Below are 10,287 nucleotides of genomic sequence, written 5' to 3' on the forward strand. Positions count from 1 at the left end.
AAGAGAAATCGGCAGCCCTGCGCGAGCGGTCCGAAGCCGACCTCCGCGGCGCGATCACCAACGATTCGATGACCGACGAGGAAAAGCGGCTTTACCAGGAAGAACAGGACCGCGCCGAGGAATCGGCCAAGCTTCGGGACGAGGACTACCAGCTCGCCTATGCCGTCGACATCATCAAGGGCCTGACCGCAATGGCCTCGGAAGCGCCGTAAGGGAGACGGGCGGGGCCAAACAAGCCCGCCCACCGCCATGACCGACCCCGAAACCCTCCCATACCGCCCGTGCGTCGGCGTCGTCCTGATCGACGCCCGCGGCATGGTGTTCGCGGGCCAGAGGATCGACAGCCCCTCGCCCGCCTGGCAGATGCCGCAGGGCGGGATCGACGATGGCGAAAAGCCGAAAGAGGCCGCCTTCCGCGAGCTTTGGGAGGAAACCGGCATCACCCGCGACCTGGTAGAGCCGGTCGCCAAGACCCACGGCTGGGTGACCTACGACCTCCCGCCCGAGCTTCTGGGCAAGGTCTGGGGCGGCAAGTACCGGGGCCAGAAGCAGAAATGGTTCCTCTTCCGCTTCAAGGGGAAGGACAGCGACATCAAGATCGCCACCGACCACCCCGAGTTTTCGTCGTGGCGCTGGATCCTCGCCGACGAGATGGCGGCCAGCATCGTCCCCTTCAAACGCGCCGTCTACGACGAGGTCATCCGCAGCTTCCGCGCCTATCTGGCGTGACCTCCGCAGATTGACGCAACGCAATGCGTCCGTCCACAGAATCGGGCAACCTGGCATGGTGGTCAGCGAAGGGTTGAACCATGCGCGTTGCTCTGGCCGTCTCACTGGTCTTCCTGGCCCTCTTCATCGTGCCCGTCATCGTCTACGGCACCCTGTCGCGCTTCACCGGGCTGCAGCCGCCGGGAGATGACCCTTCGGCCTTCCTCGCCGGGGTCGCTGTCTCCAAGATCGGCACGGCCATCGCCTTTGTCGGCATCTGGCTGATCGGCCGCGAGACCCTGGGGCCGCAATGGGCCGTCTACGTCCTCCTCTGGTGGGGCATGTTCGTCCTGGGTGAAGTCGGCCAGGCCATAGGCCCCGAATACAGCTGGTCCGAAGCCATTGCCGGGATCGTCTCGGAGACGATTTACCTGCCGCTCGCCGGCCTGATCGTGACCCGCCTGCTCCCAGCTTAGGGGCCAGAAGGAAAAGCGTTCCGCGACTTCCGTGGATTTGCGCGGTTTGAAGAAAACCTGCCTCAGACCATTCCGCAATCCAGAACCGTGGTCCTGCAGCGCCAAACCAGACGGCATTTCCGCCCTTTTTGGCGCGGCCACCCCACACTCGCTTGAACTCCGCCCCATTGTCGGGCTACGGACCCGCCCAAATGGCGGCTTCGCCCGCGCTGAAAGGTTGTATCCATGTCCCTTCCAAGCCATGCCCCTATCCCTGAGCTTTATGTCTCCCACGACTCCGCCCAGAAGCTGAAGATCGAGGCCGGGCAGCTGCCGTCGTGGGACCTGACCCCGCGGCAGATCTGCGATCTGGAGCTTCTGATGAACGGTGGCTTCAACCCACTGAAGGGCTTCATGGGGCAGGAGGATTATGAGGGCGTCGTTGAGAACATGCGGCTGGCAGACGGCACGCTTTTTCCGATCCCGATCACGCTGGATATCTCCGAGGCCTTCGCCGAAAAGGTCGCTCCCGGCCAGGACATCGCCCTTCGCGATCAGGAGGGGGTGATCCTTGCGATCCTCTCGATCAGCGACAAGTGGGTTCCAAACAAGGCCAATGAGGCCGCGAAGGTCTTTGGCGCCGATGACCTTGCGCATCCGGCGGTCAACTACCTGCACAACACGGCCGGAAAGGTCTACCTCGGCGGACCCGTGACCGGCATCCAGCAGCCGGTGCACTACGACTTCAAGGCCCGCCGCGACACACCGAACGAACTCCGCGCCCTGTTCCGCAAGCTCGGCTGGCGCAAGATCGTCGCCTTCCAGACCCGCAACCCCCTGCACCGCGCCCACCAGGAGCTTACCTTCCGTGCAGCACGCGAGGCGGAAGCGAACCTCCTCATCCACCCGGTCGTCGGCATGACCAAACCGGGCGACGTCGACCACTTCACCCGCGTCCGCTGCTACGAGGCGGTGCTGGACCAATACCCTGCCCAGACGACCGCGCTTTCCCTCCTCAACCTCGCCATGCGCATGGCAGGGCCCCGTGAGGCGGTCTGGCACGGCATCATCCGCAAGAACCACGGCTGCACCCATATGATCGTGGGCCGCGACCATGCGGGGCCGGGCAAGAACTCCGCAGGCCAGGACTTCTACGACCCCTACGCCGCGCAGGAGCTTTTCGCCCAGCACGCAGCCGAGATCGGCATCGTGATGGTCGACTTCAAACACATGGTCTATGTCGCCGAGAAGGCCCAGTACTACCCGGCGAACGAGGTCCCCGAAGGCTCGACCGTCCTCGACATCTCCGGCACCGAGCTTCGCCGCCGCCTGCGCGAAGGCCTTGATATCCCGGAATGGTTCAGCTTCCCGCAGGTGGTGTCGGAACTGAGGAAGACCAGCCCCGCGCGGTCGAAGCAGGGCTTCACCGTCTTCTTCACCGGCCTCTCGGGCAGTGGCAAATCCACCATCGCAAACGCCCTGATGGTCAAGCTGATGGAGATGGGCGGCCGTCCCGTGACGCTTCTGGACGGCGATGTGGTGCGCAAGCACCTCAGCTCGGAACTCGGCTTCTCCAAGGAACACCGCGACCTCAACATCAAGCGCATCGGCTATGTCGCATCCGAGATCACCAAGAACGGCGGCATCGCGATCTGTGCGCCCATCGCGCCCTACACCGCCACCCGCCGCGCCGTGCGTGAGATGATCGAAGCCTTCGGCGCCTTCATCGAGGTGCATGTGGCAACCCCCATCGAAGAATGCGAACGCCGCGACCGCAAGGGGCTCTACAAGCTTGCCCGCGAAGGCAAGATCAAGGAATTCACCGGGATTTCAGACCCCTACGAGGCTCCGACGGCCGCCGAACTGGTCGTGGACACCGAAAACGTCGATGTCGACCACTGCGCCCACCAGGTGCTTCTGAAACTGGAACAGATGGGGCTGATCAAGGCATGATCCGCCTTCTCGCCATCACCCTTGCACTTGGCCTCGCCCCTGCGGCGCAGGCGCAAGAGTTATCGCCCGAGGAATTCCAGGCCCGGACCGAAGGCCGCGCTTTCGGCACCTACTTCGCCGACGGCACGCTCTTGGGGATCGAGATCTTCCTCAGCGACCGTCAGGTGATCTGGCAGACCATCGACGGGCTCTGCCAGAAAGGCATCTGGCAGGTGCAGAACGGTTACGTCTGTTACCTCTACGAACAGGTGAACCCCGGCCACTGCATGATCTATCGCGCCGAAGGCGACGTCATCATCGGCCGCACCGACTATGGCGAGGATTTCACCCTGCGGCAGGGGTCGAAGGACGACGTGACCTGCCCGACGGACGAACCGCTCCTCTCGCTGGACGGTGACGTCGGCCAGTATCTACCGGCCCGCTTGGAAGCTTCACCGATTTCGGCGGAGTGACAACCGGCCCTATTCCGGCTTCATCATCCGCCGGATCAGCCCGTCCTTCAGGACGAAGTGGTGGTAGATCGCCATCAGCGAATGCCCCAGTACGACAATCATCAGCACATTGGCGAACAGCCCATGGATGTCGCCGTTGTCCATGCCCAGAAAGAAGATGCTGATCCCACCCAGAGGCACGCCGATCATCAGAAGATAGATCAGCCGATGCCCCCAGACGGCGGCCAGCACCTGCAGGCTGCCAGGCGTGCCGGGTGCCGCCGGTGCCCCGCGCGTCAGCCGGATGATCAGCCGCACGACGACCAGCGCAAGGACCGCCAAGCCAAAAGCGACGTGCGGGACGAACCCCGGTGTGGCGCCCTTTTCCATCGCCTCCCGGGCCTCTTCCGCCCCTTCATGGGTAAACCATGCCAGAATGATCAGGATCGCTATCAGCCAATGCAAAGCGATCTGAAGCCCGGAATACCCGCTGCGTTCAGCCATGGTCGCCTCTCCTTCTGACAAAGGTTGCAGGCACAGGCTGCGGCTTCCCTTGCCCGAAGTCCAGAACTCTTGCGGCGGCCCGGTCCCGACGGAAGGACGGCGCTTCCTTGCCAGAGCGGACCCCACCCCGTTGCCAGACCCGCCCGTCCGCGCTTTCCTGGGCCCATGCTGCGCCCGGTCGCCCTCCTTTGCCTCCTCGCCACTTCGGCCCTGGCCGAGCCGAGGACGATCACCTTCGCTCCCTCCGATGCCGACTTTGCGAACCCCGAACGGGGCTGGTGGCTCTTTGCCGCCGACGACTTCGCAAAGGCCACGGAAGACGACATTGCCGCGACCGCAGCCGAAGGCATCACCGTCGCCTACGGCATCGTGCGGCTGGACGACTACCGCGACGGACCGCTGCCAGAGCAGCTCCTGGCAGACCTGGAAAGCCGCTTCGCCCTGGCGCGGAAGCATGGCCTCAAGATCATCCTGCGCTTTGCCTACAACTACCCCGGCAGCTCCTTCGACTATGAGAACGCCAAGGACGCCCCCCTGCCCGTGGTCCTGGACCATATCGACCAACTCGCCCCGGTGATCCAGGCCAATGCCGACGCCATCGTCGCCATGCAGGCAGGCTTCATCGGCGCCTGGGGCGAGGGGCATACCTCATCCAACGGCCTCGACACGCCCGAGGCGAAGGCCGCCATCCGTGACGCCCTCTACGCCGCCGTGCCCGACACGATCCCCCTGCAATGGCGCTACCCGCCCGACATCCTGTCCTGGACCGGCGACACCCGCATGGGCTTTCACAACGATTGCTTCCTGTCCTCGCCCACCGATGTCGGCACCTATGACGAAGACGAAGGCATCCGCCAGTCGCAGCGCACCGCAATGGCCGCCCTGACCGACCGTACCTACTTCTCAGGCGAAACCTGCGACGCCGATGCCGACGCCACACGCACCGACTGCGCCTCGATCCTGAACGAGGGGGCAGAGTTCCATCTGTCAGCCCTCAACCGATCCTACTATGAGGCGTTCCACGAGGCCTGGAAAGCCGAGGGCTGCTACCCCGAGGTCACCCGCAAACTCGGCTACCGCCTGCGGCTGGTCGAGGCCGAGGTGGATGGTGACCTTTTCCGTCTGGTCATCGCCAATGACGGCTGGGCGCGGCCGGTCCACCCGCGTGTGATCTGGCTGATCAGCTATGCCGGGGAAAAACAGCTCGGGGCGGTCGAGCTGACCGGAAAGCTGGCTGAACTCGGCGCAGGTCAAGAGAAGACGTTCTACGCTGCCCTACCCGCTCCTGCCGAGGCCGATCGCCTGTGTCTGACCGCCCCCGACACGAACCCGCGGCTGGCAACCGACCCCCGCTATGCGATCCGCTTTGCCAATGCCGATACCGAAGGCCAGGCCTGGGACCCGGCCCTTGCCGCCTTCTGCTTCGACCTCGAATAGCCTAGTGCACGCTTACCGGCGTGAAGTCATGCTCGCGCGCCAGATGGAACGCCAGCTTCCGGTCCGCCACCAGCGCCAGCCGCCGCCCATCGACCCCGTGGACCGAATAGACCACGTCCACCTCGCCCATCTGCTCGCGCACGTCGTCGGGCAGGTCATCCACCGCGATCTCGCGCACATAGACGATCCGGTCCGCGCCTTGCGGCAACCCGCCATACGGAGTGTTCATTTCTTGATCCCTTCCTTCTGGCCCATCTTTTCAGATGCAGCATCCTTGCGACCGATCCTGATTGTCTGAACCACGGTTTCCGGCACATGCCTGCGCAGGTCGACGTGCAGAAGCCCATGCTCCATGGTGGCTCCGGCAACCTCGACCCCATCGGCAAGCACGAAGCTGCGCTGAAACGCGCGCGCCGCGATCCCCCGGTGCAGGAACACCCTCTCGCCCACATCGTCCGCCTGACGGCCACGCACGACCAGCTGCCGGTCCTCGACCGTGATCGACATATCCTCTTCGCGGAACCCCGCGACAGCCAGCGTTATCCGGTAGGCGTTCTCTGCCACCGCCTCGATGTTGAAGGGGGGATAGCCCTCAGCGCCCGATTTCGCGGTACGCTCGACCAGCCGTTCCAGCTGCTCGAACCCCAGAAGATAGGGATGGGCACCAAAGCTCAGTTTCGTCATCGGTCAGTCCTTGTGACAAGCGACTTATCGCGCGCGGCCCCGCAATCGGGCACCGCACATCGGGAATATGGGCCCGGCAGCGCCGCCCCGCAAGGCCTGCTTCCAAACCCTTAAGCGCGAACTTATGCAGAAACCTTCACCTTTAAGCACTGCTTTCCTATATGCTGCACGAAAGGCAGGAATCGAGTCGCCCCACCATGAACGCCCCTTCCGAACTCAGTTTCGATGAGATGCTGCGCATCAAGCTTGAGGTGCTCCGGCGTGAGCATCGTGATCTTGATCAAGCCATCCACGCCCTTGAGGAAACCGGTCGCCCGGATCAGCTGACCCTGCGGCGGCTGAAGAAACAGAAGCTGTCGCTCAAGGACCAGATCGTGAAGATCGAGGACGAGCTGATCCCCGACATCATCGCCTGACCTGCCATCACGGCAGTGTTTCGGGCGTCGGCCACAGCCCTTCAGCTTTCGCAAGCTTGATCATCGCCTCAAAGATCATCCCGTCATCGGCATAGCCCGTAAGGTCGTAAAGCTGGTTGTCCTGCGCTTCGGTGAAACCGCTCATGACGGCGCGTCTGGCCTCCGTGTCGCGCGGATAGGGGGCGGGGAAGACGGCCATCCCGCGTTCGATCGCCGCCGCGTGTTCGGGCAGGCCCATGCGCCGCAAGGCATCGCGCACCTGCGGGGCCACGGTGCCAGATGCGTTGTAGAAGAACTGGTGCGCGCTGCCATTCAACGACTCGGCGATAAAGAAATCCGTCACGATCAGATCGACATGTGCTTGGGGCAAGCGGGCCAAACTGGCGTCCGCTTCCGCCGCATCCCACCAGTCTCCGGCACAGCCACCGATGTTCTGCGACAGATAGGTGAGCAGGGCATAGTCGTCGGCCGCCAAGACCATCTTCTGGTAGCGGGCCTTCAGCGCCGGTTGCGTCATGGCCAGACTTTTTGCAGCCTCCAGCAAAGGGGGCTCTGCCGCTTCAAAGCGAGCGGACAGGTCGCGCAAACCGTCGCCAAGCACCGGATCAAGTTCATTTCCCTGGTCATCGGACCACTGATGATACCGCGCTTGCGGATCATCGCCCCAGATCGGGAAAAGCGCCTTCGCCGCTCGCAGGATTTGCGCGTGTTCGGTCAACCCGCGCCGATCCAGAACCGCAAGCCAGTCGTCAAACATCCCTGCCGAGTCATGTGTCGTCAGGGTCAGAGCCGCATTGCCCCCTTGCGCTTGCCAAGCCAGCAACCCAAGCAACCGCACATCCCGTTCCACCGGATCAAGATCTGCCGTCTCTGCCAATACAGTGTCGCGATAGGCCTTCGCCAGCGCCGTTGGATTTTCGAGAGCCGCCATCACGTCCGTGTCGCTGCTGGCAATAGCCAAATAGTAGGCCACGGAGAGGAGTGCCGCCTCGGTTTGAATTATCTCAGTCACCGGATAGGTAAACTTGGCACCCGCCTTGCACGGGTCGGCTGCAGCAGGCAAAGCCGCCATGACACCCGCCGCCGTCACCGCCACAAGCCGAGCCAACATGCCAAACCTCTCCTGAAAACCTACCTCCATATTCCGCGCTTTATCCGTCCCAACAAGTACGAACCCCAGACCTGCTTGCCCCGGCCAACCGCACGCCCGACCAGCGGGCGCTGCGGCGGCTGAAGAAGCAGAAGCGACCGCCCGAGGATCAGATCGTGAAGATCGAGGACCAGCTGATCCCCGACATCATCGCTTGAAGTACCGCTGCACAATCCCGGTGATGTTGTCCTTGGCCAGGCCTTCGGCAATCGCCGCCTGAAAGACATCCGCCACCAACCGCGTCACCGGCAGGGTCGCCCCTGTACCCAGCGCGATGTCAAGATCCTTGGCCACTAAATCAATCGGAAACGCGGGTGCGAAGTTGCCCGCCAGCATCGCCGCCGCCGCGCCCTTGACGGCAGGGCTGGCGACCGGTGTCGCCCCAAGGATTTCGACCGCACGGGCCGGATCGATCCCCTTCGTCTGCGCAAGCCCGATCAATTCGGCCATCGCCGCCACTTGTGCTGCGAAAAGGCTGTTCACCATCAGCTTCACCGCCGCACCCGCGCCGGGGCCGCCAGCATGATGCACCGCCCCTCCCATCGCCAGCAGCAGAGGCTCGACCCGCGCCAGCACCTCCGGCTCGCCACCCGCCATGAAGATCAGCTGTCCCGCCTCGGCCTGCGGCCGCGATCCGGCCACGGGGGCATCCAGAAACGCCACCCCCCGCGCCGCCGCTGCCCCATGCAACGCCCGCGCGGCATCCGGGCTGATGGTCGAGGTCTCGATCCCCACCGCCCCCGCAGCCATCGTCGGCAGCGCGGCACCCCAGACCGCAGCCGAAGCCGCATCGTCCCGCAGGCTCGAGATCACCACCTCTGCCCCGAAGGCCGCCGCATCTGGAGTATCGGCCACCATCGCCCCAACCAGCGGGCGAGGCGTCCGGTTCCACACCGTCACCTCATGCCCCGCCGCCACCAGCCGCGCCGCCATGCGTGATCCCATCGCACCCAGCCCAAGAAATCCGATCTTCATCGCCGTTCTCCCAAAATGAAGGGGCCGGGGCCTGGCACCCCGGCCCACCGTTTCATTCCGCCGCGATCCGCGTCGCATCAGCCGTCCAGGCGAGCGACGGGTCAGACATGAACCCTTCCTTCGGCGTGTGGGTCAGGTGGTTCGTGTAGTTCGAGATCGTCTTCGTCGCGATCACCGTCACCACCTCCAGCACATTCGCGCGGGTGAAACCTGCCGCAAGGAAAGCGTCGACCGCCGCATCGCCCGCATGGCCCCGCGCTTCGACAACCTCACGGGTGAACCGAGCCAAGGCGGCAAGCCGAGGGTCGGATGGCAGCTCCCCAGCCCGCAACGCTGCAACTGTCGCCTCGTCCATCCCGGCGGCGCGGCTCAGGTAGGTATGCCCCATCGTGCAGTACTCGCAGCCGTGGAACACGTTCACCACCTGATAGGCCACCTGGCTCTCGACGGGGGTCAGGGTGGACTGCGCCACCAGCCCGAACAGAGTGTCATAGCCGATCAGCGCCGCCGGGCTCTCCGCCAGGATAGCGTGCAGCTTCGGGGTGAACCCCCAGGCCTTCGTCACCGCCGCCAGCTGCGCCTTCGCCCCCTCGGGCGCCGTCTCCACCGTATGCAGATCAAACCGGGTCATCGTCTCTCTCCTTGGCATGAAGGCCCCAGCGGCCTCTGATGACCCCGTTGTATTCCTTCATCTGAGGTCGAAAAACGACTGGCTTGCCACGATATTCATGCACATACTGCACGAATGAACCTGGCCGACCTCACCCTCTTCGCCGAAACCGCCCGCCTTGGAAGCTTTGCCGCCGTCGCCAAGGCCCGCGGGACCGACCCTTCCACCATCTCCCGCAAGCTCGCCGCACTCGAGGACAGCCTCGGCGTCCGCCTCTTCCAACGCACGACCCGCAGCCTTTCGCTGACCGAAGCCGGAGACCTCTACCTCGCCCGCGCCCTGCCGCTGATCGAGGAACTGGCCCGCATCGGCCAGGAGGCCCGCGAAACCCGCGCCAGACCCACCGGCACGCTCCGCCTCACCGCCTCGGTCACCTTCGGCCAGGCGATGATCCTGCCGCTTCTCCCCGCCTTCCGGCAGGCCTACCCCGACATCCGCCTCGACTGCCTCTTCACCGACCAGAACCTGGACCTGATCGCCGACCGCATCGACCTTGCCGTCCGCCTTGCCCCCGCGATCGAAGGCGACGTCATCGCCTCGCGCCTGATGACCACCCGCTACCGCGTCGTCGCCTCCCCCGGCTACCTCGCTTCCGCTCCGCCCCTGAACACCCCCGAGGATCTTGCCCGCCACAAGCTCCTCCTCTTCACCATCCGCCCCTTCCGCACCCGCTGGCTCTTCCGCGACACGACCGGCACCCGCGAAGTCCCTGTCACGGGTGACCTCACCCTCTCCCCCGCCGGAGCGATCCTTGACGCGGCCCTAGCCGACCTCGGCGTCGCCCTCCTGCCGAACTACCTGACCGACCCGATGATCCGCGCCGCCCGCCTGACCCGCCTCCTGACACCATGGGAGGTCACCGCCACGACCTTCGACACCGGCGCCTGGCTGGTCTATCCCAGCC

13 protein-coding genes and 1 pseudogene are annotated in these 10,287 nt (G+C 64.6%); 8 read left to right on the plus strand and 6 right to left on the minus strand.

Annotated elements, in window-relative coordinates:
* From ACRCSW_RS06295 to ACRCSW_RS06315, 5 genes and pseudogenes are all read left to right on the plus strand, one after another.
* Positions 1–212: pseudogene (locus ACRCSW_RS06295) on the plus strand (S41 family peptidase); the annotation flags it as partial.
* A 37-nt stretch (positions 213–249) separates the two neighbouring features.
* Positions 250–729, plus strand: a complete 480-nt coding sequence (locus ACRCSW_RS06300; protein ID WP_438703525.1) for an RNA pyrophosphohydrolase — start codon at positions 250–252, stop codon at positions 727–729.
* A gap of 80 nt (positions 730–809) precedes the next feature.
* Positions 810–1,184, plus strand: a complete 375-nt coding sequence (locus tag ACRCSW_RS06305) for a hypothetical protein (RefSeq protein WP_438703527.1) — start codon at positions 810–812, stop codon at positions 1,182–1,184.
* Between the two features lie 225 nt (positions 1,185–1,409).
* Positions 1,410–3,116, plus strand: a complete 1,707-nt coding sequence (locus tag ACRCSW_RS06310; protein WP_438703529.1) for a bifunctional sulfate adenylyltransferase/adenylylsulfate kinase — start codon at positions 1,410–1,412, stop codon at positions 3,114–3,116.
* Positions 3,113–3,568, plus strand: coding sequence for a hypothetical protein (locus ACRCSW_RS06315; RefSeq protein WP_438703531.1), 456 nt, complete (start codon positions 3,113–3,115; stop codon positions 3,566–3,568). The genes ACRCSW_RS06310 and ACRCSW_RS06315 overlap by 4 nt, the downstream gene beginning before the upstream one ends.
* Positions 3,569–3,577: 9 nt before the next feature.
* On the opposite strand, the gene ACRCSW_RS06320 is transcribed toward ACRCSW_RS06315, so the two are convergent.
* Entirely contained in the window at positions 3,578–4,051 is a 474-nt protein-coding gene (locus ACRCSW_RS06320) for a cytochrome b (RefSeq protein WP_438703533.1), read from the minus strand.
* Between the two features lie 165 nt (positions 4,052–4,216).
* Here ACRCSW_RS06320 and ACRCSW_RS06325 point away from each other — a divergent pair, with 165 nt between their 5' ends.
* Positions 4,217–5,488, plus strand: a complete 1,272-nt coding sequence (locus tag ACRCSW_RS06325; protein ID WP_438703534.1) for a DUF4874 domain-containing protein — start codon at positions 4,217–4,219, stop codon at positions 5,486–5,488.
* 1 nt (position 5,489) lies between these two features.
* On the opposite strand, the gene ACRCSW_RS06330 is transcribed toward ACRCSW_RS06325, so the two are convergent.
* Positions 5,490–5,717, minus strand: a complete 228-nt coding sequence (locus tag ACRCSW_RS06330; protein WP_438703535.1) for a DUF1150 family protein — start codon at positions 5,715–5,717, stop codon at positions 5,490–5,492.
* A complete protein-coding gene (locus ACRCSW_RS06335) occupies positions 5,714–6,172 on the minus strand; it encodes an Hsp20 family protein (protein ID WP_438703536.1) in 459 nt (152 codons plus the stop codon). Before ACRCSW_RS06335 ends, ACRCSW_RS06330 begins: the two co-directional genes overlap by 4 nt.
* A 197-nt stretch (positions 6,173–6,369) precedes the next feature.
* Between ACRCSW_RS06335 and ACRCSW_RS06340 the strand changes: the two genes are divergently transcribed.
* Positions 6,370–6,588 carry a YdcH family protein gene (locus ACRCSW_RS06340; RefSeq protein ID WP_438703537.1) on the plus strand — a complete coding sequence of 73 codons (219 nt, stop codon included), beginning with the start codon at positions 6,370–6,372 and terminating at the stop codon, positions 6,586–6,588.
* Between the two features lie 7 nt (positions 6,589–6,595).
* On the opposite strand, the gene ACRCSW_RS06345 is transcribed toward ACRCSW_RS06340, so the two are convergent.
* The 3 genes from ACRCSW_RS06345 to ACRCSW_RS06355 form a co-directional block, all read right to left on the minus strand.
* Positions 6,596–7,699, minus strand: coding sequence for a DMP19 family protein (locus tag ACRCSW_RS06345; RefSeq protein ID WP_438703538.1), 1,104 nt, complete (start codon positions 7,697–7,699; stop codon positions 6,596–6,598).
* Between the two features lie 186 nt (positions 7,700–7,885).
* Positions 7,886–8,713: an NAD(P)-dependent oxidoreductase gene (locus tag ACRCSW_RS06350; protein ID WP_438703539.1), complete on the minus strand. Its 828-nt coding sequence runs from the start codon at positions 8,711–8,713 to the stop codon at positions 7,886–7,888.
* A gap of 52 nt (positions 8,714–8,765) precedes the next feature.
* On the minus strand, positions 8,766–9,344 hold the full coding sequence (locus ACRCSW_RS06355; protein ID WP_438703541.1) for a carboxymuconolactone decarboxylase family protein: 579 nt from the start codon (positions 9,342–9,344) through the stop codon (positions 8,766–8,768).
* Between the two features lie 114 nt (positions 9,345–9,458).
* Between ACRCSW_RS06355 and ACRCSW_RS06360 the strand changes: the two genes are divergently transcribed.
* On the plus strand, positions 9,459–10,287 hold an 829-nt coding region (locus ACRCSW_RS06360; protein ID WP_438703543.1), incomplete at its 3' end, for a LysR substrate-binding domain-containing protein.

It is taken from the genome of Tabrizicola sp. (genome assembly GCF_051645465.1).
GTDB lineage: Bacteria > Pseudomonadota > Alphaproteobacteria > Rhodobacterales > Rhodobacteraceae > Tabrizicola.

Excerpts from the sequence above, each read along its gene's own strand:
- ACRCSW_RS06300 (WP_438703525.1), top strand. The coding sequence starts at position 250 with ATGACCGACCCCGAAACCCTCCCATACCGCCCGTGCGTCGGCGTCGTC.
- ACRCSW_RS06305 (WP_438703527.1), top strand. The coding sequence starts at position 810 with ATGCGCGTTGCTCTGGCCGTCTCACTGGTCTTCCTGGCCCTCTTCATC.
- ACRCSW_RS06310 (WP_438703529.1), top strand. The coding sequence starts at position 1,410 with ATGTCCCTTCCAAGCCATGCCCCTATCCCTGAGCTTTATGTCTCCCAC.
- ACRCSW_RS06315 (WP_438703531.1), top strand. The coding sequence starts at position 3,113 with ATGATCCGCCTTCTCGCCATCACCCTTGCACTTGGCCTCGCCCCTGCG.
- ACRCSW_RS06320 (WP_438703533.1), bottom strand. The coding sequence starts at position 4,051 with ATGGCTGAACGCAGCGGGTATTCCGGGCTTCAGATCGCTTTGCATTGG.
- ACRCSW_RS06325 (WP_438703534.1), top strand. The coding sequence starts at position 4,217 with ATGCTGCGCCCGGTCGCCCTCCTTTGCCTCCTCGCCACTTCGGCCCTG.
- ACRCSW_RS06330 (WP_438703535.1), bottom strand. The coding sequence starts at position 5,717 with ATGAACACTCCGTATGGCGGGTTGCCGCAAGGCGCGGACCGGATCGTC.
- ACRCSW_RS06335 (WP_438703536.1), bottom strand. The coding sequence starts at position 6,172 with ATGACGAAACTGAGCTTTGGTGCCCATCCCTATCTTCTGGGGTTCGAG.
- ACRCSW_RS06340 (WP_438703537.1), top strand. The coding sequence starts at position 6,370 with ATGAACGCCCCTTCCGAACTCAGTTTCGATGAGATGCTGCGCATCAAG.
- ACRCSW_RS06345 (WP_438703538.1), bottom strand. The coding sequence starts at position 7,699 with ATGTTGGCTCGGCTTGTGGCGGTGACGGCGGCGGGTGTCATGGCGGCT.
- ACRCSW_RS06350 (WP_438703539.1), bottom strand. The coding sequence starts at position 8,713 with ATGAAGATCGGATTTCTTGGGCTGGGTGCGATGGGATCACGCATGGCG.
- ACRCSW_RS06355 (WP_438703541.1), bottom strand. The coding sequence starts at position 9,344 with ATGACCCGGTTTGATCTGCATACGGTGGAGACGGCGCCCGAGGGGGCG.